Raw genomic sequence first — 25,508 nt, forward strand, 5'->3', positions numbered from 1 at the left:
GATGGCAAGATACAAGACAATTGTAGGGTTGAGTGTCCCCGTTGCGATCGGAGCAAGGCACCAAACGGCGAATGGGGGGACCGGTCCGCCGGCAACCGGCAGCCGGCAAATCAGCTATGCTTGCCGATGAACTCCAGCACGACCGGGCGGATGTTCTCATGCCAGGCCCTGCCTGAAAAGATACCGTAATGGCCGGCATCCGGTTCCAGGTGATGTGCCTTCATCGCATCGGGCAGCCCCGTGAGAACATCAAGCGCGGCAGCACATTGCCCGGGGGCGGAAATGTCGTCCCGTCCGCCTTCGACGATCTTCGTTGGAACTGAGGTGATTTTCGTCAGATCAACCTTCTTGCCGTCAATGGCAAAATCGTTTCTGGCGATTTCACGCGTCTTGAAGATGCGCTCCACGGTGGAAAGGTAAAACTCGGCCGGCATGTCCATGACCGCCAGGTATTCGTCATAGAATGTATTATGGCGATCCAGATCGCCCGCCTCATCGCGAACCGTGCGGATGATCTGGTTGGCAAATGCCTTCGCATGCTTGTCCCAGTTCATCGCCATGAACGAGAAAAGCTGCATGCTGCCGGGATAAACCTTGCGCCCCACGCCGGGATGATTGAGGCCGACCGTTTGGATGACGGAATGTTCGAGCTGGCCCATGGTAACCCGGCGGCCGAAGTCGGTTACCTCGGTGCGGTTGGCATCGGGATCGACCGGTCCGCCGATCAGCGTCATCGAGGCGGGCTGCGCGTCAGGTTCGTTTTCGGCAAGCCATGCGACAGCAGCCAGGGTCAGGGGGACAGGCTGGCAAACGGCGATCACGTGGGTTCTGGATCCGGCTACCTTGAAAAACTCCACCAGATGCTTGGTAAAGTCTTCCACATCGAACTTGCCCTTTGACACGGGCACGTTGCGTGCATTGCGCCATTCGGTAATCAGTACGTCGCAATCGGGTAGCAGGCTGACGACGGTATTGCGCAGCAGCGTGGCATAATGGCCGGACATCGGGGCGATCAAAAGCACTTTGGGACGGCTTTTGGCCGGGCGTTTGACCTTGAATTCCAGCAACCGGCCGAAGGAGAGTTCCATTACGGTTTCGACCGAAACCAGACAGTCCCTTCCGCCGCTTACAACGGAAGCAATGCCCCAGTCCGGCTTTACGGTAAGGCGCTGGAATGCCCGCTCGCTTACTTCGCCCCAGGCGGCAAATGCCGCCGGCAATGGATTGGAAGACAGTCCGAAAACTGGATTTTTCCAGAAGGTCTTTGCCGTTGCGGCCACCCAGAGGCTGGCCAGGCGCGCCGATTCCGTGGCGTCATAGGCGGTATAGGTATACGGGTTGGCCATTAAATGCCCCTTTAGTTGGCTTGAAGCGGATGTGAATCAACCCTACAAACATCCGCAGGGTTGTACCCTTGGGCGGTTGCAAGGGCAAGCTATCCTTAAGTGGGTGGATAAACGGCCAGAATCAACAGCAGGCTAAAGCCTGCAACGGAAGGCGATCATGGAAAAGTCTGCATACGATCCACAGGTCCTCAAGGGCAATCTGGACAAACTTGAAGACCTGACGGTTCGCCTGGTAAATGCCATCGCCAACCGGCGCGAGAGCGACCCCGCAATGCAGGGGCCCGGCTATAATCTCTATGCCAAGGCCGCGGCCGCCTATTATGCCGAGATGATGGCGCGGCCGGAAAAGATCATCGAGCAACAGGTGCAGTTCTGGCGGAAGAGCCTGGAAAATTTTTCCAACGCCCAGACGCTTCTTAATGAAGACGAGCAGAAAGAGCCTGCGGCAAAGAAGGGGCCGGGCGACCGGCGCTTCAAGAATCCTCTGTGGGCCAGCAATCCCTATTTCAATTTTGTCCGTGACCAGTATCTGCTTTCCACCGAGATGATCGACCAGACCGTTACCGGGCTGGAGGAAATCGACGACAAGGAAAAGAGGCGGGTTCAGTTTTTCGCCCGTCAGCTGGTGGATTTGTTTTCGCCGTCCAATTTTTTCGGGACCAATCCCGATGCCCTGGAAAAAGCGCTGGAAACCAACGGCCAGTCGCTGGTTGACGGTCTTGCCAATCTGGTGCGCGATCTCGAGGCCAATGATGGTGAGCTTTCGGTCACGCTGGCCGATCCAAAGGCATTCGAAGTGGGTGGCAACATTGCGACCAGCCCGGGTGACGTTGTTTTCCGCAACCGGATGTTTGAGCTGATCCAGTATGCGCCGGCAACAAAGGAGGTCCACAAGACCCCCCTGGTCATTTTCCCGCCCTGGATCAACAAGTTTTACATTCTCGACCTGAAGGAGAAAAACAGCTTCATCCGCTATGCGGTCTCTCAGGGCTATACGGTATTCGTCGTATCCTGGGTCAATCCCGATGAAAATTATCGCGATGTGGGCATCGACACCTATGTCGAGGAAGGCGCCCTTGCCGCCATCAATGCAGTTCAGGACATTACCGGCAGCAAGAAGGTCAATGCCATCGGCTATTGTATCGGCGGCACCCTTCTGACGATTACCCTGGCGCTGATGGCTGCAAATGGCGACGACAGGGTAAAAAGCGCTACTTTCTTCACCACGCTCACCGACTTCTCCGAGGCCGGCGATCTCGGTGTCTTCATTGACGAGGATTTTCTTACGGCAATCGAGACCGAGGTGGACAAGCGCGGCTTCCTCGACAGTTTTTACATGTCCAAGACATTCTCCTATTTACGGGCCAACGATCTGGTCTACGGTCCTGCGGTACGGTCCTACATGATGGGAGAAGCGCCTCCGGCCTTTGACCTCCTGTTCTGGAATGGCGATTCCACCAATCTCCCTGCCCGCATGGCGAAGGAGTATCTGCGCCACCTCTACGCTGAAAACAAGCTCATCAAGGGCGAGTTCGAAGTCAACGGCACCGTCATAGACATGTCGAAGATCGATTTGCCGATTTATGTGGTGGCAACGGAATCCGACCACATAGCGCCGTGGAAATCCTCCTTTACGGGCCTGTCCACCACGTCGGGCGAAAAACAGATGGTGCTTTCCGAAAGCGGTCATATTGCCGGCATCGTCAACCCGCCGGAAGCCGGCAAATATGGCTATTGGCTCAATGATGAAGCCTGCACGGATCCGGACGAGTGGCACAAGGCGGCCGAACATCATGACGGAAGCTGGTGGCCGCACTGGTCAAACTGGCTTTCTGAACGGTCCGGCAAGATGGTTGAGGCCCGCCAGCCAGGCAGCAAATCCCACCCTTCCCTGGCTCCCGCGCCGGGAACCTATGTGGTCGCCGAGCGGAAAAAGTAATTAATTCATAGGCTTATAATTTTTTTGCCGCGCTGCAGCATTTTTTCCTTGAAATGCTGCAGCGCGGCATGTATATATCTGTTGCACAAGGCGCAGAAAGCGCTGACTGATTAATCGAATTCTGACATTCGGACATAAAGGTTCCTCCCATGACCAAGACCATCGACTACACCAAAACCTTCCAGGACATGTTTGCCGGCAAATTCGCTGACGTGAACGCTGTTAACGACCTGGTTCGCGACGCCGCTGAATTCGGCGCCAAATTCAACAAAATCGCTCTCGACGCAGCTGAGAAAAACGTCGAACTGTCCAACGCATGGATGAAAGACAGCCTTGGCAAATACGGCGCTTTCACCAAGGTTCAGTCCGAGCCTGCTGAATATGCAAAAGTTGCTGCTGATGTCGCTTCTGCCCAGGCGCAGGCTGCTCCTGAGCACTTCGCCAAATTTGCCGAAGTAGCAAAATCCGCGCAGATGGCAACGGTTGAGCTGGTAATGGCTGCCGGTAAAGAATTCCAGGCTGATGCCGTTAAAGCTGCCAAGTCGGCTGTAAAGGCTGCCTAACCGGCCTTTGAAATAAGAGATTTACTTCTCCTCCCAACCGCTTTTTCGCGGTTTCTTGAGCGGGTCCCTGACCCGCTCTTTTTTGTTGGAGCAGCAAATCAGCCGATTTTTTTCTGTACCAGCCAGATCAAAGGCCTATAGTTCTTAAGATTGCTTGGGAGTGCGATGTGAGCAAAAGAAGCAAGCCGGACGGCGAACCAATCGTTATCAAGCGTTATGCAAGCCGGAAACTGTACGATGCTGACGCAAAGGTTTACGTCACTCTCGAGGACATAGCACGCTATATACGCGAAGGCCGGGAAGTCCAGATTATCGACAAGGGCACCGGCGAAGACCTGACCCGTCAATATCTGGTTCAGATTATCGCCGACTTCGAAAGCCAGGGCGAAAGTGCGCTGCCGCTCAATATCCTGACCGACCTCGTACGCCATTATCAGGAACAGGCAAACTCAGTCACCAGCACCTTTGCCGGGGCCATGACCCCCGCATTTCTGGGTCAGATGTTCGAAGCATACAAGGAACAGCAGGAAAAGGCGCTCAGCGAACTGGGCGAACTTGGCGGCAAGGCAATGGACCCGGAGAAGATGATGGGTACCATGAACGATACCATGCGCGACTGGCAGGAAAAGCAGAGTGAGTTTTTCTCTCAAGCCATGGCCCAATGGGGTTTTGGCCTGCCGCAGCAAAGCCCCGCCGGCGAACGCGAAACTGAAGGCGAGTCCGGCCCCCCGCCGGAACCGGCTCAAAAGGAAGCCAAGATCAAGGCCATTGAGGAAAATCTGGAAGCGCTGCAGGAGCAGCTCAAAAAACTTCGCTAGATGTTAAGCCTTCTGGGCTGCCCGCCTCCTTGCAGCCTGCCATATCCTCCAATTTGCCTGAGCTGCAATACTACCCGAAAATTTGATTGAGTGAAGCGGAAGGCAGGGTATGGACCCAAGCGTGCCTGCCGTGCTTTAAGCAGCAAAACCGCTGTGGCTGCCATGGGTTGCCGTATGCGGTATTTTTGAGGCCTGTAACGCACATCGTGCACAAGCGCTATTGGAGACCGGCATGCGTGAAGAACGCCAATTCTACATTAATGGCAAATGGACTGATCCAGTCGAAGGCACGGACTTTGCGGTAATCGACCCATCAACGGAAGAAGCGTGCGCAACGATTTCGCTCGGCGGCAAGGCGGATGCTGAAGCGGCGATTTCTGCAGCAAAAGCGACCTTTCCCAAATGGTCGCTTTCCAGCAAGCAGGAACGGCTCGATCTTCTACGCAGCATTCTGGAAGCCTATACCCGCAACAGGGATGCCATGGGCGAAGCAATCTCGCAGGAAATGGGTGCGCCCATCGATATGGCCCTGGCCGCCCAGTTCGGCGCCGGATTTGAGCACATCCACGATTTTATCAATACGCTGGAAGCTTTCGAGTTCGAAGAGGAAAAACAGCCCGGCACGGAGAACGACCGGATCCTGCACGAGCCGGTGGGCGTCTGCGGCCTGATCACCCCGTGGAACTGGCCAATGAACCAGATTACCCTCAAGGTGATCCCGGCTCTTGCGGCAGGCTGCACCATGGTGCTCAAGCCCTCCGAGCAATCGCCCCTTTCGGCCATTCTTTTCTCCAGAATACTGGATGAAGCGGGCGTTCCCGCCGGGGTTTACAACATGGTCAATGGCGACGGTCCTGGCGTGGGGACCGTGCTTTCAGGCCATCCCGACATTGACCTGGTTTCCTTTACCGGCTCCACCCGCGCCGGTATTGCCATTTCAAAGAACGCTGCAGACACCATCAAGCGCGTTTCCCTGGAGCTTGGCGGCAAGGGCGCCAATATCGTGTTTGCCGATGCGGACGAAAAGGCGGTCAAACGCGGCGTTCTGCATTGCTTCAACAATTCCGGTCAGTCCTGTAATGCGCCCACCCGCATGCTGGTCGAGCGTTCGCGTTATGATGAGGCTGTCGAGCAGGCCCGCGAAACAGCCGAGAAAATGACGGTGGATGTTGCTTCCAAATCTGGCCGCCACATCGGCCCGGTGGTCAATGAGGCGCAGTTCAACAAAATTCAGGGCCTGATCGAGGCAGGCATCAAGGAAGGTGCCCGGCTTGTCGCAGGCGGCATTGGCCGCCCCGAAGGCCTCAATCGTGGCTTCTTCGTCCGCCCGACCGTGTTTGCAGACTGCACCAACGACATGACCGTCATGCGTGAGGAAATATTCGGTCCGGTTCTTTCCATGATGCCGTTTGACAATGAAGAGGAAGCGATCGCCATTGCCAACGACACGCCATACGGATTGACCAATTACGTGCAGACCGGGGACGGCGCCAAGGCAAACCGTGTGGCCCGCCAGCTTCGCTCTGGCATGGTGGACATGAACGGCAAGTTCCGTTCCTCCCCGTCACCTTTTGGGGGCTACAAGCAGTCCGGCAATGGCCGTGAAGGCGGCCGCTGGGGTCTGGAGGAATTCCTCGAAATCAAGGCAGTTGGCGGCTGGGCACCCGGCAAATAGGCCGCAGACTGTCAGGATCGCAACGGGAGCCGGAATCAATGCGCAAACCTGCAATTCTTGTCTTCGCCGGTTCAATCCGGTCAGGCGCCTACAGCCAGCAGGCTGCCGATGCCTATTGGGCGCAACTGGCGGTGATGGAAGGTGAGGTAACCCGCATTACGCTGGCCGACTACCCGTTGCCGATCATGGATGAGGATCTGGAAGCGGAAAAGGGCATTCCCGAAAACGCCGTCAAACTGGCCCGCCTGTTTGACCACCACGATGCGGTTGTCATCGTAACGCCGGAATACAATGGCTCGCTGCCGCCGCTTTTGAAAAATGCCATCGACTGGGTAAGCAGGGTCTCGGCCGATGGCGAAAAACCGCTTTCACCCTACAAGGACAAGCTGGCACTGATCGGTTCTTCTTCGCCCGGTGCCATGGGCGGGTACTCCGCCCTTACCCATCTAAGACACATTCTGGTGCGCCTTGGCATGCAGGTCCTGTCGGAACAGATGGCCCTTGGCCGGGCAAAAGCCGCGTTTGACGACATGGGCCGGCTCTCCGGTGAACGGGAAGCCCGCATGCTGGAAAATGCCTGCCGTTCGCTGATCGAAAAAGCTACCTTGCTCAGCCGGGTATAAACCGTACGAAAGGCCGCTTCATGCCGGTATCGGATAGTCTTCGCTCCAGACTGATCGTGGCGCTGGATGTGCCGGATGTTGCACAGGCTCAACAGGTGGTAAGCGCGCTTGATGGCGAGGTTCACTTCTTCAAGATCGGGTATCAGCTTGTCTTTGCCGGCGGGCTTGAACTTGCCCGTGAATTGAAGCGTGAAGGCTTCAGGGTCTTTCTGGACATGAAACTTCTCGACATCGACAACACCGTCGAAAAGGGCGTTGCCAACATCGCCGCCATGGGTTTCGACATGCTTACGCTGCATGCCTATCCCAAGACCATGCGCGCAGCGGTCAGGGCAGCACAGGGTTCGGACTTGTGCCTGTTGGGCGTGACAGTCCTGACTTCGATGGACGACGATGATCTTACCGCCGCCGGATACGGTACTTCCGCCAAAGAACTGGTAATGACCCGTGCGAAGGACGCTGCCGCTGCTGGCATGGGCGGCGTCGTTGCCTCGGCGCTTGAAGCCCGGGCCATCCGCCGGGAAATCGGCCCGGATATGGCGCTGGTAACCCCCGGAATTCGCCCCGCAGGCGCCGAGGCCGGGGACCAGAAACGGGTCATGACGCCCGCCAGGGCGATTGCCGCAGGCGCCTCGCATCTGGTGGTGGGCCGCCCGATTGTTGCTGCTGCAGACCGCAAGCAGGCGGCAAGGAACATACTTCAGGAAATGGCAGAAGCTGCTGCCTGATCTTGGTACATCACCATAACATTCTGATTTAGAACAGTTTTATTTGAATTGCGAAATCGTAATCTGTCGGCAATCTGTATCTTCCTTGAAAGCGGGTGTTGAAATTCTTACGTAACAGGAGCGGCGGATTGTCCACCGTGTCCGGCGGAAGGGTTCCGTCATCCATTGTTGAGAGGGCCAACACATATGAACACCAGCCAATCAAGCAGTGCCCCCTATCGGGGTCATCACAACGCCTGGATACGTCCGGCATGGACCCCGATCACGATCGCCATGATGATCGTCGGTTTCATGATTTTCTGGCCGCTCGGCCTCGCCATGCTGGCCTATATTCTGTGGGGCGACCGGCTTGAAGAATTCAAATCCGGCGTAAACCGCACCACGGACGGTTTTGCACGGAACTGGTCCTGCGGCCGCGGTCCCCGTTCCAGCACCGGCAATGTCGCTTTTGACGACTGGCGCAATGCTGAAATCGAGCGTCTGCGTGAGGAGCGCCGCAAGCTGGAAGAAATGCGTGCCGAGTTCGAGGCCCATCTTCGTGAGTTGCGCCGCGCCAAGGACCAGGATGAATTCGACGCCTTCATGTCTGCCTACAAGCGCAAGACCGGCAAAAAGGAAGGTGACGGCAAAGCGTCGAAATCGCGCCGCAAATCGGTTCCCGATAGCTGATTGCTCATCGGCAGAACAAACACCATGCAACGGGGTCCGCCGGACCCCGTTTTGCTGTCTGCCCCAGGAAGAAGAGTTTACCGGCTTTGTCTTGACCTGTATTTTCGGCTGCCTTTGCATTTGACCAGCGGAATCAGATAAAGAGCCACCATGGCAAACCGCCTGCTATCCAGATTTTCCCGCAGCGGCGAACCCCGCAACCGCGACCGGCATGTCGAGATCGACGGCTGGATGCTTCCGGTGCGTGTCATCGAACACCCCACATCACGGCGCATTACCCTGCGCCTGATGCCGGGCGGTGACGGGCTGAAAGTCACCATGCCGCCCCATGTCAGCGATGATGAACTCGAAGAGTTCCTGGAGCGCAACCGGCAATGGGTTTCAGTGCGCCGGGCACGACTGCCGAAGACCGTATCGCTGGGAGTCGGGGCGATCATTCCGTTCAGGGGTATTGATCACCGCATTGTTCATCTTGACCGCCTGCGGGGGATCGTGGAGGCGAAAGAGGTTGCTGGTGAACCATCTCTTCTGGTGCCGGGCGAGCCTTCCCGGATTGGCCGCCGGGTTGTCGATTTCATGAAGAAACAGGCCCGCAGCGCACTGGACGAGGCTGTAGCACGCCACGCTTCGGCGCTGGGCGTAAGGCCGCGCCAGATCCGCATCACCGATACCACGTCACGCTGGGGTTCCTGTTCCACGACCCGCACGCTTTCCTTTTCCTGGCGCATCATTATGGCCCCCCCCCAAGTGCTTGATTATCTGGCAGCGCATGAAGTGGCCCACCTGCGGGAAATGAACCATTCGGACCGTTTCTGGTCGCATGTACGCAGTCTGTGTCCGGACATGGAGAGCCACAAGGCCTGGCTGCGCCGCAATGGTTCGGGGCTTCATGCGATCAGCGTCAATGCGTAAATCCGGTAGACTCCGGCACTTCCGCCATGCTCTAACCGGTCGCAAAGCGTCCAGCGAATTTTGCTATGCCTGTCGAGATCAAGATATGCGGTCTTTCCACCCCCGAAGCGCTTGAAGCCAGCGCCGCGGCCGGTGCCGATTTGGCTGGATTTATCTTCTTCAAAAAGAGCCCGCGCAATGTGGCACCTGAACAGGCAGCCGGACTGGCACAATTTGCCCGCAGTATTGCCCGCCCGCTTGGCACCGTGGCAGTGACCGTCAACGAGGACGATACTGCCCTGGATGCAATTGTTGCTGCCATGGCGCCGGATTTTCTGCAACTGCACGGCAGGGAAACGCCGGACAGGGTTGCCGACCTCAAACAGCGCCATGGCCTGCCCGTCATCAAGGCATTTGCCATTCGGGACGAAAGCGATCTTGAAAAGCTGGTGCCTTATGAAGGAATTGCCGACCGGTTTCTGCTCGATGCCAAGGCGCCGGAAGGTTCCGATCTTCCTGGCGGCAATGGCGTTTCCTTCGACTGGAAGCTGCTGCAGTCGCTCCACACACAAACCCCCTGGATGCTTTCGGGCGGGCTCGATGCGGAAAATATTGGTGAAGCACTGACCATATCGGGCGCTACCGCCATCGATGTTTCATCGGGTGTTGAGATGGCCCCCGGACGAAAAGACATTGCAAAGATAGCTGCTTTCATTAAGACCGTGCGGGAATTGCCGCCCGGCAGTGCAGACGGCAAGATCGCCGCCGCCGGATAGCGCAGGAGTAGGATACCGTGAACAAGCAAGCCCGGCCGAATTCCTTCCGTACAGGCCCCAACGAAGCGGGCCATTTCGGCATTTTCGGTGGCCGCTATGTCGCCGAAACGCTCATGCCGCTCATTCTGCAGCTTGAGGAAGCCTACAAGACTGCCAAGGAAGATCCTGAATTTGCTGCCGAGCTTGCCTATCTCAACAAGCACTATACGGGCCGCCCTTCACCGCTCTATTTTGCCGAGCGGCTGACCCGGCATCTTGGCGGTGCAAAAGTCTATTTCAAGCGCGACGAACTCAACCATACCGGTTCCCACAAGATCAACAATTGCCTCGGCCAGATCCTGCTTGCCAAGCGGATGGGCAAGACCCGTATCATCGCAGAAACCGGCGCAGGCCAACATGGTGTGGCATCGGCCACCGTTGCCGCCCGGTTCGGTTATCCGTGTGTCGTTTACATGGGCAAGACCGATGTGGAGCGCCAGTCGCCCAATGTCTTCCGCATGAAGCTGCTCGGCGCCGAGATCGTTCCGGTGACCGCTGGCGCCGGAACGCTGAAGGACGCAATGAACGAAGCCCTGCGTGACTGGGTCACCAATGTAAAGGACACCTATTACCTGATTGGCACTGCAGCAGGCCCTCATCCCTATCCCGAACTGGTGCGCGATTTTCAGTCGGTAATCGGCAACGAGGTCAGAGGCCAGCTGATGGAAGCCGAAGGCCGGGGACCGGACATGCTGGTCGCAGCAGTTGGTGGCGGCTCCAATGCCATTGGGCTGTTCCACCCCTTCCTGGACGACAAGGACGTGAGGATTGTCGGGGTTGAAGCTGGCGGGCATGGCTTGAAGGGCAAGGAGCATTGCGCTTCGCTCACCGCCGGCCGGCCGGGCGTACTGCACGGCAACCGGACCTATCTTCTGCAGGACAAGGACGGACAGATTTTCGAGGGGCATTCGATCTCGGCCGGTCTCGACTATCCGGGCATTGGTCCCGAGCACTCCTGGCTGAAGGAAACGGGCCGGGTCGAATATGTTCCGATCATGGATGATGAAGCGCTGGAAGCCTTCCAGTTGTTGTGCCGTCTGGAAGGCATCATTCCCGCGCTGGAGCCGTCCCATGCGCTTGCAGAAGTCGTCAAACGCGCCCCGAAGATGAAGAAGGATCAGATCATCGTCATGAACCTCTGCGGCCGTGGCGACAAGGATGTTTTCACCGTGGGCCAGCATCTGGGCGTCGACCTCTGAGCATCGCGATGATCGAGTTCCACGTTACCTATGCATCCAGGGTTGAGGCGGCTCAAATTGCCCGCGAGGCGGTGGAATTGCGCCTTGCTGCCTGTGTCAATCTGCTTGGCAACGTGCGTTCCATCTATCGCTGGGAAGGGGCAATTGAGGATGACATTGAAACCCTTGCCGTGTTCAAGACCTCACAAACAAGGGCCGGCGAACTGAGTGACTTCCTGGAGGTTTCCCACCCCTACGATACGCCTGCAATTATTCGCCATGACAATGTCAGCGCCAATGCAGACTATGCGCGCTGGATCGAGGAAGAAACGAAAACCGCATGAAAACCCGCATCGATACGCGCTTTACAGAACTGAAATCGGAAGGTCGCCCTGCATTGGTAACCTTCGTCATGGCTGGTGATCCCGACCATGAAACCGCACTGGAAATCGTCAGGGCACTGCCCGCAGCCGGTGCGGACCTGATCGAGATCGGCATGCCGTTTTCCGACCCGATGGCCGACGGGCCGGCCATTCAGGCTGCCGGGCAGCGGGCGCTTAAAGGCGGCGAAACCCTGCGCAAGACACTGTCCCTCGTTCGTGCGTTCCGCAAAGAGGACACGAAAACCCCCATCGTGCTGATGGGGTATTACAATCCCATCTACATCATGGGCACCGAACAGTTCCTGAAGAAGGCCAAATCGGCAGGCGTCGACGGGTTGATCGTGGTCGATCTGCCGCCTGAGGCCGACGACGAATTGTGCATTCCTGCCGGAAAAACCGGTATCAATTTCATCCGACTTGCAACGCCCACAACCGATGCCAAGCGCCTTCCGAAGGTGCTGAACAACACGTCCGGCTTTGTCTATTATGTCTCGATTACCGGCATTACCGGCGCCGCCGCTCCCGATCCGAAGGCGGTGGCGAAGTCCGTTGCCCACATCAAGGCAAAGACCGAACTGCCGATTGCCGTCGGCTTTGGGGTAAGGACCGCAGAGCAGGCCGCCGCGATTGGCAAGGCCGCAGATGGTGTCGTTGTTGGCACGGCGATCGTAAAAGCGGTGGAAGACAGCCTTGATAGCAAGGGTGAAGCTACGAAAAAGACCGTCAAAGCGGTCGCCAATCTGGTCAGGGAACTTGCACAAGGTGTGCGTTCGGGAAACTAGTGCAGCATGTGTTTCAACGAAATTGGCGAAGTTCTTTCACAATGACTATCTTTAGGGGAATTCAGGCCGGACAAATCGGGGCAAAACAAGCATGAACTGGATTACCAACTACGTCAGGCCCAAGCTCAACTCCTTCCTGCAACGCAAGGAGATGCCCGAGAATTTGTGGATCAAGTGTCCACAAACCGGGGAGATGATTTTCCACAAGGATCTGGAAGCCAATATGGGTGTCATCCCCACATCCGGCTACCACATGAAAATCCCGGCCAGGCAGCGGCTTTCCTATTTCTTCGATGATGGTGCATTTGAGTTGCTTCCCCTGCCGCAAGTGGCGCAGGACCCGCTGAAATTCCGTGACCAGCGCAGATATACCGACCGCCTGCGCGACAACCGTGCCAAGACCGGGCTTGAAGATTCCATCATCAACGCTGTTGGAAAGCTGCACGGCATGCAGATAACGGTCTGCATTCACGACTTTGCTTTCATGGGCGGTTCACTGGGGATTGCTGCCGGTGAGGCGATCATTCGCGCGTTTGAAAAGGCCATAGAACTGAAATCACCCCTGGTTCTTTTTGCCGCCTCCGGCGGCGCGCGCATGCAGGAAGGCATTTTGTCACTGATGCAGCTTCCGCGTACCGTGGTCATGGTCGAGCGTTTGAAGGAAGCGGGCCTTCCCTACATCGTCGTGCTGACCAACCCGACCACGGGCGGTGTGTCTGCTTCCTATGCCATGCTGGGGGACATCCATATCGCGGAGCCGGGCGCCGAAATCGGCTTTGCCGGCAAGCGGGTGATTGAACAAACCATCCGAGAACGCCTGCCCGATGATTTCCAGACCTCCGAATACCTGCTTGAGCACGGCATGGTGGACATGGTGGTGCCGCGCAAGGAGTTGCGGGATACCATCGCCAACCTGCTGCATATCCTCATGAAACAGCCCGGCTTCGAACGCACCGATATAGAAGAGGACCTGCCACCGCTTCTTGCCCATGCCAAGGAGCAGGAATTATCGGATGAAGATGAAGCCATCGCCGCCGTGGAAGCGCACGCGGAAGAAGTGCCGGCAGATGAACCGGTTGAATCGTCTGCAGAAGTAGCCGGTGAGGCGGCCGACACTGCGGAAGATGGCAAGCCGGCTTAAATCCTGCCGGCAGAAAGCCGCCTTCAAACCCATTCCATCAGGGTCTGCCCATGAGCGCTGAATCCGCGATCAACCGGTTGCTCGAAATCCATCCGAAGGGCTTTGATCTTTCGTTGGGCCGCATAACCGTGCTGCTTGATAAACTGGGCAATCCCCATCTTGCCATTCCGCCCGTATTTCACATCGCCGGCACCAACGGAAAGGGATCGACGGCAGCTTTCCTGCGCGCCATTCTGGAAGCGGCAGGAAAATCTGTGCATGTGCACACGTCACCCCATCTTGTCAGCTGGACGGAGCGCTACAGGCTTGGAGCGCCGGGGGGTGGAAGCCTGGTCAGCGACAGGGAACTTGAAACGGCGGTAAACCGGGTGGCAGAAGCCAATGAGGGAAAACCGATCACGGTCTTTGAAATCATGTCCGCTGTCGGGTTTTTGCTGTTCAGTGAGCATCCCGCTGACTATGCCATCCTCGAAGTTGGCCTGGGCGGCCGTTTCGATGCCACCAATGTGATCGGCAAACCCGCAGTTTCCATCATTACACCCATTGATTTCGACCACATGGCCCATCTGGGTAATACGGTTGAAAAAATCGCATTTGAAAAAGCCGGAATCATCAAGCGCGATGTTCCTGTCATTGTTGCTGAACAGCAGGATGCAGCGCTCGATGTCATCTGCTCGCGGGCAGAGGAGCTGAATGCGCCTGTAACGGTGGCAAGGCAGGACTTTGATTGGTACGAACAGGCTGGTCGGCTGATCTTCCAGGATGAAGGCGGGCTGTTGGATATTCCCCTGCCGCGGCTGGCTGGCGCCTACCAGATGGCCAATGCGGCAACCGCAATCGCTTCCTGCCGCAAAGTTCTTCCCCAGCTCGGAAACACGGTGTTTGAAGAGGCCATGAAGGCCGTTCGGTGGCCGGGCCGGTTCGAGCGTTTGCCGGAAGGGCGCCTTACCAAGGCGCTATCGGAGAAAATTCCGGACAATAGCATGCCGGAGATCTGGATCGATGGTGGCCACAATCCCCAGGCCGCCGCCATGCTGGTTTCCGAACTCGGAAAACTGCGCGAGCGTGATGCAAGGAAGTGTTGCTTGTTGGCTGGCATGCTGACCACCAAGGAGCCTGCGGAATATTTTTCAGCGTTTGAAGGACTTGCGGATTTTGTCGTCACAGTGCCGGTGCCCGACAGTGAGGCAGGGTTTTCCCCGGGGGAGCTGGCTGCCATCGCCGCTGATTGCGGCCTGCCGGCGGAACCGGCAGAAAACATTCAAGAAGGCCTCCAACGGTGCGCCGACAGGGTGCAGGATGAGCCTTGCCGCATTCTTGTCTGCGGGTCGCTCTATCTGATCGGCGAGGTATTAAGGCAGAACGCAACGCCGCCGCTGTGAGGCTGCAAAAAAGTGCCGGGGTATCCACTGGATACCCCGGTTACTCGATTGATCCGCAAACAGGTTGTGGCGGCGCCTTAGAGCGTGTCCTGTTTAGATGGAATCGTTTGAACGCCGGTTACCGGTTCAGGCCGTGGCGCACAAGGATGCGAGCAGCCGTTGCACGCGACAGGCCGGTCTCGGCGGCAATCCGGTCATAAATGCGCTTGTCGCGGCGTAGCGCCACGACCCGTGTCTCGACGCTGGCCGGCGTGCGGGACGGGCTGGAAAACGGGCGTGAGGAACGGTCGTCAAGACCAGCACGGCCATGCAGGCGGTAACGCTGCCGCCATTTGTAGACTGTGCGTATGCTCACCCCCATCGCGCAGGACACCTCGCGAGGATGTTCTCCGCGCTCAAGGCGCTCGATCAATATCTCTCGACCTTTCGGCGTCAAACGGGCATTCTTGTGGATGTTCATTCGGTCCCTCTCCTGATCACTGATGGTTTGCAACTTCAGCTTTTCAGAATGGGTTCGAGTGAACAACCTGGTGAGAACTCACAGCTAGCTCGCCGATTTGATCCAGTCGGCCAGCGCGCTCTTCGGTTTTGCACCGACCTGCATGCCGGCAGGTTCGCCATTCTTGAACAGCAGCAGCGTGGGAATGGATCGAACGCCGAACTGGGCTGCCAGGTCGGGATTTTCATCGATATTCAGCTTGGTGATCTTCACATCGCCAGCCATCTCGTCGGAAAGCTCCTCAAGGCTCGGGCCGATCATCTTGCAGGGGCCGCACCATTCGGCCCAGAAATCGACGACGGTTGGAACATCGGACTCCATCACCTCGGTTTGAAAATTGCTGTTGTCCACCTTAACGGTTGCCATGAGGTTGTCCTTCCTTTGAATGAAATTGCCTTTTGATGTTGCAAAAGGGGCATCGTGTCTTTCCTTTGAGGTAGAAACTCACAGCGCCGACGTCAAGACGGTGGATGCCGGCCGATGGCGAGTCTCTCAAGGATGTGATCAAGCAATGGGTCGTCAAGCTCCATGATTGTGGGCCCTGCAGTCCAGATCAGCCGGGAGATGATCTTGCGGCCAGGAAACAGCGGCTTCAGGATTTCCCGGTAGAGTGCCATTTGCGCCAGGTATTCAAGCGGTGCTGCGTCCGGTGATTCGGGTATTTGAGACCCGCTCTTGTAATCAGCAACGATTACCTGCCCCTCCATCACCGATAGCCGGTCGATCTTGCCGTGAACCGTACGTTCGGCACCCGAAAGCACGATCTTGCCCATGATTTCGACTTCTGCACGGCTGTTGGGCCCAAAAAGGTCCGCCATGGCCGGATTTTGCAGCAAAGCGGGTATGTCGCTGGCGATTTTGTCCTGCATTTCCCTGGGCAGTTGCCCGGTAAGTGTGCGAAACCGGGATGCAGCAAAATAGCGCCGAACCGCATCGGTTCGCTTGTCGGGTGCAATTTCCGGCAGGATCTGCAGCAGGTGATGGATCACCGTGCCCCGGACCATGGCGCCATCGCCGCCACCGGTGACAACTGGCGCGGAAGGCTCGCCGATTTCCAGCACCTGAAGGACACCTGAGGGAGAAAGCGGGCGTGGTGGCGAGGGTTCTTGTCTGACCGGCGCAATCCAGACGGGCAGCGCCGTCACGTCTGAAAGGTCCTTTTCCGCGTCTTCTTCAGGCTTCACTGCCTTTCCGCTGCTGGCATGATCGATTTTCCAGCGCCATGCGGGATGGCCGTGATCGTCGAAGGCCTCAAGCCTGCCGTTGAGTTTGGCGTCCAGCGGCGGGGCTTCCAGGCCACGTTTCACCATGGCATGCCAGTTCTCGGCTGATTGATGGCGTTCGCTGGTATACCCGCAAACAATCAACCGGTCGGCTGCCCGCGTCATGCCCACATAGAGCAGCCTGCGATACTCTTCTTCCGCTGCGCGTTCGGCTTCGGTGAAGAACCGGTCGCTGAGACCAATGCGGTGTTCGCTTTTGGCAATCCAAAGGGGCGCATCATCTTCCGTCCAGGCGATCTTTGGCCGGTGGCTGGCACTGTAGGCAGGCCCGCCGGGATCAACCAGAAACACCACTGGTTTTTCAAGCCCCTTGGCGGAATGGGCGGTGATGACGCGAACCTCATCGCTTTCCAGTTCGATTTCGCGTTTTATTTCAGGCTCTGCCGAGGCAAGGGTTTCGATAAATGCCTGCAGGCCGAGCCCTGAATTGGCGTCATGATCGAGCGCGGCTTGCAGAAACCCGTCCAGAATCTCCTCAACCTCGTGCCCGAGCCGGGCCACATAGCGTCTTCGAAGATCGAGATGGGCACACAGCCGGGCATAGAACCCGTAAACGGACAGCGTACCGGCAATCCCGATTATCCACTCAATCTGACTTGCCGCCGGTGCCCAGCGGGAATCGGGATCGGCCGCGGCTCGCTCGGCCAGGGTGTCGTACAGAAGCCTGCCTTTGCGGCCATGGGCGAGTTGAAAGAGTTCATCCTCGCTGAAATCAAAGATCGGACTTTTGAGAACGCCGGCAAGAGAAAGGTCATCAATCCGGTTGATAGCAAAACGGCCCAGCGCCAGCAGGTCTTCTGTCAAAATGTGCTCGGTGAGTTTCAACCGGTCGGCACCGGCGGTCGGCAGGCCTTTCTCCTTCAGCTTGCGGATCATTGCGCGGACAAACCGGTCGCGCTTTCTGACCAGGATCAGAACATCCCCGCAGCGTATGGGCCGGTCATGGCCCGGCAGGCGTTCGCCACGCATTACCCAACGGTCAATGGTGTCGGCAATCCGCCCGGCAAGGCGCAGCTCCGCGTCACCCGTCTGTTCGGAAGGATCGTCCAGCCAGCTTTCAGGTTCATTGCGTTTGGGCTTTACCATCATGTCCCACACGATGACGTCGCCGGAATGGGAAAACCGGTTGGCCACATGGCGGGTTGTTGCCGTTTCTCCCAATCCCCGGGCATTTTCCGGCAGGGAAAAAACCTGGTCCACCGCGCTCAGCACTTCCGGCACGGAGCGGTAGGAAAGGCTCAGACTGTCTTCAGGCGTTGCTTTTTGGCCTGCTGATTGGACCCGGCGGCGAAACTGCCGTTTCTGCTGGTCGAACTCCCGAATGTCGGCGCCCTGAAACGAATAGATCGACTGTTTTTCATCGCCGACGACAAAGAGCGTCCTGGTTTGTGAATGGCTGCTTTCGCCGGCGAAGAAATCCTGCGTTACCGCCTCGATGATTTTCCACTGCAGCGGACTTGTATCCTGCGCCTCATCCACCAGCACATGTGAAATTCCATAGTCGAGTTTGTAGCGCACCCACGCCCCGATACCCTCGCGCGACAGTAGATTGCAGGTCTTGGTAATGAGATCGTCGAAGTCGAGCCGGCCCCGGCTGTGTTTCAGATAATCATATTCGGCCAGCATGGCCTCAAGAACAGTAAAGAGGGCCTGACTCGCTTTCAGCACGTCAAAGGTTCGCAGGCGGTGATACTGCGCCTTGACGAGCAGGCCTTCCTTCGCCAGCAGCTCTGCCTGAACCGGTTCGTTGTTCAGGAACGAGGCGTGCACCAAAGATGGCCTTGGCGTGTCCTTGTCCTTCAGAAAAATTTGCCGGCGGACATCAAAAACCACGCCGGGATCTGTGGTGGAAAGAATGATTTCCAGCTTGTCGGCCAATTCATCATAGCGCGGTGAATTTTTTGCCCTGGCCAGCGCCGCAAGTTCCTCAAGCTGTAGCTTACTATACACCGTTTCGGACAAGAAACCTTCAAGCAGCGTCGAGCGATCCATATCCCGGTCGAGATTTTCGGTTTCCCAGAGGGGTGCCATTGCAGACTTGATTGAACCGCCGCCCTGTTCCACCCAGCTTCGGAATTCATGGGCTTGGGAAAGCACTTCGCGAACGGCCTGTTCAATCGCCTCTTCGCTGGCATGGGCCCGCATGGTTTGGAACCCATCGGCAAGCGCGCCGCTTTGCGGCCGATGGGCTGCAGGTGGAAGCTGCCCGATGGCGGCAAGTTCGACCCGTTGCCTGGCTTCGGCAATGAAGGCAGTCTGTTCGGGGGTATCCAATAGCTGAAAGTGACCGGGAACATTTGCTTCCAGGGCGAACTGATGCAGCAGGGATTCGCAAAAAGCATGAATGGTTTGAATGCGCAGACCGCCAGGCGTGTCGAGGGAAAGCGCAAACAGCTTGCGTGCCCTGGTCATTTCCTTTCCGGTGGGAGAGTGCCCCAGCAGGTTGGCAACTTCCCGTGAAAGCTCTGCCTGGTTCATCAGGCTCCACTCACCGAGTATTCCGAAAACCCGGTTGGACATTTCCGCGGCGGCGGCCTTGGTAAAAGTCAGGCAAAGAAGTTCGGACGGACTGCTGCCCTCCAGCAGCAATCGGATGACACGGCGCGACAGCAGATAGGTTTTGCCCGAACCGGCATTGGCGGAAACCCAGATACTGTGTGCAGGATCGGTTGCCCGCGAAAGCTTGGCGCTGGCATAGTTTTTCCGCGAGGCTGTTTCATCGGAAACGATTTCCTCCCGGGGAGCAGGGCCGGTCATTCGCCGTCCCCGCTTTCTTCGGCGCCGATTGACCATTCCTTGATCCGTGCCAAATGATCGTAGTCGCCGGGATAGGCCTGATTGGGCACCGGTGCCCGCTGGGAGACATATGGGGTATCAGGTCGGGCAAAGGCAGCGATGTAGTCGGCAAGCTCATCATAGGCTTTCTCGGCCAGTGCGGCGGCGGACAGGTCCTGCCTGGACGTAATGTCATCGATCTTGAAGGCATTTCCTTCCCGCAGGCGGACATGAAGCAGCGCCGTGATGTTGCCGGACGGGACGCCATTGAAGGCGCCGCGAGCCGCCAGCGCCCCTTCCAGTGCCAGTTGCGGTGACAGGGTTCGCGCCTCCCGGTTCGAGGGCCGTGGTCCGGTTTTATAGTCGATCACGGTAACCGACCCGTCGCGGTGGAGGTCGATTCGGTCGGCGCGCCCTCTCAGGCAAAACCCAGTCTTGCCGATTTTGGTGCCGGTCCTGACCTCCTTCTCGCAGTGACTTTCTGCAAGGGTGTGATGGCGGGTAATCTCCCAATCCACAAACCCTGCCGCAATCTGTCCGAATCGCTGTTTCCAGCCGGCGGCAATTTCCGGCGGCAGCGCTTCGGCCTCAAGCCGATCTTCGGCAAGCTTCGCCATGCATGACAGTGCAGCGTTCCGCTGAAGTTCCCCCAGCGGGCCTTCCCACTGCTCGATGAATGCCGCAACGATGTCGTGATATACCGTTCCCCGCTGCGCCGCATCAGAAGGCAGGACAAGTGGCGGGAGAGAATGGAGTTCGAGGATATGCTTGGCGTGTATGGCGTATGGATCGCGGATCCAGGTCTCGATCTCCGTAATCGAAAGACTTTTGGGCCGCGTCTCGACCGGTGGCGCGTAACTGGCGCGTAACGCCGGTTTTGGCGGCCCGTCAGTGGCATCGATCAGCCTTGCATAGGCAAGATACCGTTCGCCTCTCGCTGTCAGTGCCTTTCCCTGTCCGTCTCCCAGATAGGTTAGCAATCGCTGCAGCCAGCGCGAGGCAATCGCGGGACTGCCGCCAGCACGTTTTGCACGGGCATAGATGATCCTCGGCGCGCCGGAAAGCTGGCTGAAATCGTGTGCGGCGAGGCCGATCCGCTGCTCGGGCAGGGGAAGCGACAGAGCCGATCGCATGGGCCGGTTCAGGAACGGATCATTGTTGGCGCTGGAGGGCCAGGTGCCTTCATTGAGCCCGCCAAGGATCATGAGATCGTGGTGCTGCAAACGGGCTTCCAGGGTTCCGTAGATGTGCAGTCTGGGATGGCGGCGCCCCGGCTTCCTGACACGAATGGGCGCAATCAGCGCCTCGAACACCGCTGCCGCCTGTGATGGGGGAAGGGTAAACCCCGACCTCTCCTTTTTCGCCGCCGCTTCGAGCAGGGTCTTCAGTTCCGCGCCTCCGGCCTCGTCAAAGGCAAGGCTCTCTCCCTGCGTGTTTGCTGTACACAGGATCGCCGCCTCAAACAGGGCACTGCAGAAATGCTCGACCGGCATCTCCGCTTCATCCTGCAAGAGATCGCGCAAGGGTTTGAGCGCTGTGTCGATGCGGCTGGCAAGTGCTGACAGATTTTCCCATTGCGCTGCTTCCAGCCGCCGCAACTGGCCCGGCGCATATCGCGATTTTCCGGTCTGCCGGCGTGCCAGAACCACGCGCTCGTTCCATGTACCGGTCTTGGGCGCGGACCGGAAAAACCGCAACGCGGCAAGTTCCAGCAATTCACCAGCCTTTTGTACTTCGCCGCCAAACAGCAGCCTGTCCTTGACCAGGGATGCCCTTGCAACCGGATCGGCATTGGGGCCAAGGCTGACGATCAAGACCTTCACAAACCGGGCGAGGCCGGTGCCGGCAAGCGGCAGGCCCGCGCTGTCGTCGATTTCGATGCCAAAGCGTTCAAGTTCGGACGAAACTCGCCGGGCAAGGTTGCGGTCGGGAGTAACGAGCGCTGCGCTATGCTCGGTGTTTTCAACAGCCTCTCTCAGGGCAAGGGCGATCGCCAGCGCTTCCTGGCGCTCATTGGCAGCTTCCAGGACGGCCACACCCTCAAAGGCCTTCCGCAATTCGTCTTCGTTTTGTTTCGTGCGGCTTTCGACCCAGGATGAGGAATTATCGGCGGGCAGCAAGGCAGCGTGGATGACTCCTTCACGAACAGTCTGCATGTCACGGTTCACTACAAGGGTTTTCACCTGATCATGCCGTATCCGTAATGTTTTCAGCAGCCGGCACAAGCCATACTGTGCATGGGTGCTGGCAACGCTCTCCCTGCCGTGTTCCTCACCTTCCTGCAATTGCCGGACAACGTCATCCGGCAATCCGGTATCAAGACCTGGCAGGACCACCGCACCATTAGGCAATCTGGTAATTGCGGCAAGCAGCCGGCTGGTTGACGGAACGGACCCGGTGGTGCCGGCGGCAAGAACCAGCCCGCCGGGCGGGCTTTCCTCAAGCAGGCGAATGCGCAGATCGGCAAGATTGGCCCGATGACGGGCTGGATTGACAAGGCCAAGTTCGCCGAGATGTTCCGGCCATGCTTCCATCACGATGTTAAGAAAGGCCAGCGTTACCTGCCACCATTCTGCGTGTTCTTCAGGCAGCAATTGCCGGATCGCCGACCAGTCAACCTCTTCGGTTTCCACCTGGTCCATAAGCCTTGCCAGGTCCTCGGCAAGCCACAGCGCGTCCGCCGCAGATGCCGGAAGAATGATCTGCTCCTCGCCATAGCGTTCGAGCAGGGCGGGCTGAAGGGATTTGACCCAGTGTTGCGTCAGGCGCGCCAGCACCAGCTTTCGCTGCAGCATATCCACCGGTTCGGTGCTATCCAGCAAAATCCCGGCCTCAGCGGCATCCGGTGAAAGGCTGGCAAGAAACTCCGTTTCATCAGGATCGCCGAGCGTGGCAATTTTCGGCAGGGCAATGCTTGCATGTCCGGCCATCTCGCGGGCAGCGTCAAGCAAAGCCACACCGAAACTGCGCGCTGCTCTGCGCGTTGGCAGAAAGATCATGCTGTCGGCCAGGCCCAGGGGATGTTCCAGCGGGTCGAAACTGTCTGACAGTTCGCCTGACAGGATAGACCTGGCAAGCGTTGGCAGAAAGGGCTGCGAGGGCGGGATAGTGAATACCCTGCCCGGCGGTATCTTTTTACTGTCCCCTCCGGCGGCACCCATGCTGGCTCCTGGCTGCTGATTCTGTACAACCAGCTTGGCATGAGGGATGGCAAACTGAAAGCGCCGGTTGATACTAGAGCGTGTCCTGGTTAGTTGGAAGCAGTTTGAATGGATGGATTTTTCGCCTCTGGCAAGGAGAAGACCGCAGAGCGATGCGATGGCATCGGACGAGGATTTCGACGAAGCCAGGGCGCAAAAGACACCACAGCTAATGCAATGCCATGTTGAATAGCTTTTGTTTTCTGCAATCGCCTGAACCTGGTTCCCGGGCCTTCGGGCTGCGTTGCAAAACGCTGACAGTGCCTGCACTGCCGCGCTTTTTGCGCCTTGCCGAAGTCCCGGTAACCGGCGTTCAAACGAACCCATCCAACCAGGACACGCTCTAGGCGAGGCGCATCCGGAAGGGCGGTCAGGCAGCACTCCGGGCGATGGCGGTTTCAGCCTCGCCAATCGATTCCGGCGTACCCACATGCAGCCAGAGGCCGTCGAGGCGCATCCCGTAGAGCCGCCCGGCTGCAGCAGCCCGATCGAACAGCATATTGACCGAAAACGGCTCATCCGGCGTGTCGTCGAAGATGCGCGGGTGAAAGACCGCTGCGCCGCAGTAAACAAAGGCCGCAATCTTGCGTTCCCGGCGCCGGGAAAGCCGGCCATCGGCATCCATGTCGAAATCGCCGCTGCCCTGATAGCCGACGGCCTGCTGCATGCCGCTCAGGAGCAGCAGAAAGTCCATTTTCGATCCATCCCACTGGCGGGCCATTGCCGGAAGATTGGGACAGACCCCTTCCAGCCAGAAGGAATCGGCGTTGAGCACATAGGAAGGCCTGTCATCGAGCTGGCCGAGCGCCTTTTTGATGCCACCGCCTGAATCCATCAGACAGGCGCGTTCATCGGAGATGGCTATTGCCGGCGGGTTGCGTCCGTCAAGATGGGCTTCCACCTGGTCAGCAAGGTGGTGAACATTAACTACCGCTTTTTTGACGCCAGCGTTGGCGAGCGCGTCAAGTCCATGGTCGATCAACGCCTTGCCGCACACTTTTATCAGCGGTTTCGGTGTCTGATCGGTAATGGGCCGCATCCGCATGCCAAGTCCGGCCGCCAGCATCATGCCTTGCCGGATATCTGCGCCATCTGAATTCGTTCCAGTATTTTGTTTTGTCATATCCGTTGTTCAATCTGTGATTTGCCGCCGCACATTTCGTTGTTTCATGTGTCAGCGCCGTGACAATTCCTCCGTTTGAAAGGCAACGCCGTTCTTTCCGAACATCTGCTCATACCATTGCCGGTAATCAGCAAGCGCCGGATGGGAAAAACTACGGTAAAGATAGTTTTGCAGCCTGGGCAGATGGCGAAGATAGCCTGGCTTGCCATCGCGCTCATCCAGCCGCACGAAAATGCCGAGAATCTTGGTTGCCCGCTGGGCCGCCATGATCGCATAGTCCTGCCTGAAGGACGTTTCGTCAAATGCGCCGGCGGTTTTCCGTTGAGCACAATAATGATCGAGCAAGTCGGTTTCCAGTTCCCTACTGACGTCCGTGCGGGCATCCTGTGCCAGGGAAGCAAGATCATAGGCTGAGGGGCCGACTACCGCATCCTGGAAATCGATCAGCCCAACCCGGTCGCTGCCCTGATGGTTTTCGCGCCAGATGATGTTGGGTGAGTGAAAATCGCGGCAGCAAAGCCGTTTTTCACTCTCTGCCAGCCGATCGATCAGCGCATTCCAGATTTCCAGAAACGCATCCCGCTCCGCTTGCGTTGCCGGATTGCCGCGAAACCGGGGAAGAAACCAGTCGATCAGCAGCTCTGTTTCGATAAGCATGGCGCCGCGATCATAGGCCGGCACCTCATACACGGTGCCGTTTGGCAATTCCTGCCGCGTCACCAAAGGCTCTTGGTGAAATTCTGCAAGCATCGCCGCGCTGGCAAGATAGCGCTCCCGGACGGGCAGACGATCTTCATTGACAATCGTTCCTTCGCCGAGATGTTCCAACAGGATCAGCCCCGCTTCAAGGTCGCAGGCATAAAGGCGCGGAACGGCAAGGCCTGCTGAATGCAAAATTCTGGCAACACCGGCAAAGGCGCTTACATCCTCAGCCAGATGCGCAATCCGGCTGTAGGGCTTGCCGTCACGGACCGGTGGCCCGTCGGGTTGTTTGGGTGCATCCATTAAAATCCGGGTCTCACCGCCAGCGTCAGCAGTTTCGTAACGGCGGGTTGAGGCGTCTCCCTGAAACCTTCGGCGGCCAACGCCTTTTTTCCAGCCGGTATCGAGAAACCGCCGGACCGAAAGGCTGCGGCCGATTGCGGCAAGCGCGTCCATCTGTCCGGTGATCCTCACGCTGCGAAGCTCGGCGCCGCCGGTCCCCGGTTCTTCAACGGTTATTTCCACATCAGCGGCAGGGAGCTCGCCTTCTCCCTTTTCCGGCCATTCGATGAGGGCGAGCGTATCATCATCGGCAGAGTTCAGGCCGAGCTCGTTACATTCGGCGGGATCGGCAATGCGATAAAGGTCGGCGTGAAGGATCTCGACAGATCCATGGCGCGGGGAGGCCGTATAGGATTGGACCAGCGAGAATGTAGGGCTCGGCACTTCAAGCGCAGTGTCATCGCAAAGCTGCCGGATCATGGCTCGGGCAAGAACCGACTTCCCGCTGCCAAGATCTCCTTTCAGATATATCACCCCATGACGAAGCGTCATGGCGATATCCTGGCCCAACTGCCGGGTTTCAGATTCCGAATGGGTGGTCACTTCAAGCAATGTATCCGGCAAACCGTTCATGCCCTCATGCAGGTTGATAGCAGCCTCCACGGGAGGAAAGTTCACCGCTTTCCCCGGCATGGATTGGCCGCCCCACAT

Annotated in this window: 21 protein-coding genes; 14 read left to right on the forward strand and 7 right to left on the reverse strand. The window is 57.8% G+C overall.

Features of this window, described 5'->3' with window-relative positions:
* Window positions 1-110 precede the first annotated feature (110 nt).
* Entirely contained in the window at window positions 111-1,346 is a 1,236-nt protein-coding gene (gene phaZ / locus BVL55_RS15795) for a polyhydroxyalkanoate depolymerase (RefSeq protein WP_075997697.1), read from the reverse strand.
* 157 nt (window positions 1,347-1,503) lie between these two features.
* Between phaZ and BVL55_RS15800 the strand changes: the two genes are divergently transcribed.
* The 14 genes from BVL55_RS15800 to BVL55_RS15865 all read left to right on the forward strand — a co-directional run bounded on the left by BVL55_RS15800 (window position 1,504) and on the right by BVL55_RS15865 (window position 14,933).
* Window positions 1,504-3,285, forward strand: a complete 1,782-nt coding sequence (locus BVL55_RS15800; RefSeq protein WP_075997698.1) for a PHA/PHB synthase family protein — start codon at window positions 1,504-1,506, stop codon at window positions 3,283-3,285.
* A gap of 149 nt (window positions 3,286-3,434) precedes the next feature.
* Window positions 3,435-3,848, forward strand: a complete 414-nt coding sequence (locus tag BVL55_RS15805; protein ID WP_075997699.1) for a hypothetical protein — start codon at window positions 3,435-3,437, stop codon at window positions 3,846-3,848.
* Between the two features lie 167 nt (window positions 3,849-4,015).
* Window positions 4,016-4,666 carry a polyhydroxyalkanoate synthesis regulator DNA-binding domain-containing protein gene (locus BVL55_RS15810; protein ID WP_075997700.1) on the forward strand — a complete coding sequence of 217 codons (651 nt, stop codon included), beginning with the start codon at window positions 4,016-4,018 and terminating at the stop codon, window positions 4,664-4,666.
* Window positions 4,667-4,898: 232 nt separating this feature from the next.
* On the forward strand, window positions 4,899-6,341 hold the full coding sequence (locus tag BVL55_RS15815; protein WP_075997701.1) for an aldehyde dehydrogenase family protein: 1,443 nt from the start codon (window positions 4,899-4,901) through the stop codon (window positions 6,339-6,341).
* Between the two features lie 38 nt (window positions 6,342-6,379).
* Window positions 6,380-6,964, forward strand: a complete 585-nt coding sequence (locus tag BVL55_RS15820; protein WP_075997702.1) for an NADPH-dependent FMN reductase — start codon at window positions 6,380-6,382, stop codon at window positions 6,962-6,964.
* A gap of 20 nt (window positions 6,965-6,984) precedes the next feature.
* Window positions 6,985-7,692 (forward strand): orotidine-5'-phosphate decarboxylase, encoded by a 708-nt coding sequence (pyrF, locus tag BVL55_RS15825; RefSeq protein WP_075997703.1) that lies wholly within the window; start codon window positions 6,985-6,987, stop codon window positions 7,690-7,692.
* A 186-nt stretch (window positions 7,693-7,878) separates the two neighbouring features.
* The gene (locus BVL55_RS15830) at window positions 7,879-8,361 is read left to right on the forward strand and encodes a DUF2852 domain-containing protein (RefSeq protein WP_075997704.1); all 483 of its coding nucleotides are present in this window, start codon (window positions 7,879-7,881) and stop codon (window positions 8,359-8,361) included.
* Window positions 8,362-8,511: 150 nt separating this feature from the next.
* Window positions 8,512-9,273, forward strand: a complete 762-nt coding sequence (locus BVL55_RS15835) for a M48 family metallopeptidase (RefSeq protein WP_075997705.1) — start codon at window positions 8,512-8,514, stop codon at window positions 9,271-9,273.
* A 65-nt stretch (window positions 9,274-9,338) separates the two neighbouring features.
* A complete protein-coding gene (locus BVL55_RS15840) occupies window positions 9,339-10,028 on the forward strand; it encodes a phosphoribosylanthranilate isomerase (protein WP_075997706.1) in 690 nt (229 codons plus the stop codon).
* A 17-nt stretch (window positions 10,029-10,045) separates the two neighbouring features.
* Window positions 10,046-11,266, forward strand: coding sequence for a tryptophan synthase subunit beta (gene trpB, locus BVL55_RS15845; RefSeq protein WP_075997707.1), 1,221 nt, complete (start codon window positions 10,046-10,048; stop codon window positions 11,264-11,266).
* An 8-nt stretch (window positions 11,267-11,274) separates the two neighbouring features.
* Window positions 11,275-11,589: a divalent-cation tolerance protein CutA gene (gene cutA, locus BVL55_RS15850; protein ID WP_075997708.1), complete on the forward strand. Its 315-nt coding sequence runs from the start codon at window positions 11,275-11,277 to the stop codon at window positions 11,587-11,589.
* Window positions 11,586-12,410 (forward strand): tryptophan synthase subunit alpha, encoded by an 825-nt coding sequence (gene trpA / locus BVL55_RS15855; protein ID WP_075997709.1) that lies wholly within the window; start codon window positions 11,586-11,588, stop codon window positions 12,408-12,410. The genes cutA and trpA overlap by 4 nt, the downstream gene beginning before the upstream one ends.
* A gap of 91 nt (window positions 12,411-12,501) precedes the next feature.
* Window positions 12,502-13,551 carry an acetyl-CoA carboxylase, carboxyltransferase subunit beta gene (gene accD / locus BVL55_RS15860; protein WP_083649586.1) on the forward strand — a complete coding sequence of 350 codons (1,050 nt, stop codon included), beginning with the start codon at window positions 12,502-12,504 and terminating at the stop codon, window positions 13,549-13,551.
* A gap of 50 nt (window positions 13,552-13,601) precedes the next feature.
* Window positions 13,602-14,933, forward strand: a complete 1,332-nt coding sequence (locus BVL55_RS15865) for a bifunctional folylpolyglutamate synthase/dihydrofolate synthase (protein ID WP_075997710.1) — start codon at window positions 13,602-13,604, stop codon at window positions 14,931-14,933.
* Window positions 14,934-15,051: 118 nt separating this feature from the next.
* Here the strand turns inward: BVL55_RS15865 and BVL55_RS15870 are convergent, their stop codons facing one another.
* The 6 genes from BVL55_RS15870 to tsaE all read right to left on the reverse strand — a co-directional run bounded on the left by BVL55_RS15870 (window position 15,052) and on the right by tsaE (window position 25,475).
* Window positions 15,052-15,393 carry a leucine zipper domain-containing protein gene (locus BVL55_RS15870; RefSeq protein ID WP_075997711.1) on the reverse strand — a complete coding sequence of 114 codons (342 nt, stop codon included), beginning with the start codon at window positions 15,391-15,393 and terminating at the stop codon, window positions 15,052-15,054.
* Window positions 15,394-15,477: 84 nt separating this feature from the next.
* Window positions 15,478-15,798, reverse strand: a complete 321-nt coding sequence (gene trxA, locus BVL55_RS15875; protein WP_075997712.1) for a thioredoxin — start codon at window positions 15,796-15,798, stop codon at window positions 15,478-15,480.
* 92 nt (window positions 15,799-15,890) lie between these two features.
* Complete coding sequence (gene addA / locus BVL55_RS15880; RefSeq protein ID WP_075997713.1) at window positions 15,891-19,472, reverse strand: double-strand break repair helicase AddA; 3,582 nt, start codon at window positions 19,470-19,472, stop codon at window positions 15,891-15,893.
* Window positions 19,469-22,651 carry a double-strand break repair protein AddB gene (gene addB / locus BVL55_RS15885; protein ID WP_075997714.1) on the reverse strand — a complete coding sequence of 1,061 codons (3,183 nt, stop codon included), beginning with the start codon at window positions 22,649-22,651 and terminating at the stop codon, window positions 19,469-19,471. Before addB ends, addA begins: the two co-directional genes overlap by 4 nt.
* Window positions 22,652-23,060: 409 nt before the next feature.
* Window positions 23,061-23,813, reverse strand: a complete 753-nt coding sequence (locus tag BVL55_RS15890) for a nucleotidyltransferase family protein (protein WP_075997715.1) — start codon at window positions 23,811-23,813, stop codon at window positions 23,061-23,063.
* Between the two features lie 51 nt (window positions 23,814-23,864).
* Window positions 23,865-25,475 (reverse strand): tRNA (adenosine(37)-N6)-threonylcarbamoyltransferase complex ATPase subunit type 1 TsaE, encoded by a 1,611-nt coding sequence (gene tsaE, locus BVL55_RS15895; protein ID WP_342097855.1) that lies wholly within the window; start codon window positions 25,473-25,475, stop codon window positions 23,865-23,867.
* Window positions 25,476-25,508: the final 33 nt, after the last annotated feature.

Origin of the sequence: Salaquimonas pukyongi (assembly GCF_001953055.1) — a bacterium.
GTDB lineage: Bacteria > Pseudomonadota > Alphaproteobacteria > Rhizobiales > Rhizobiaceae > Salaquimonas > Salaquimonas pukyongi.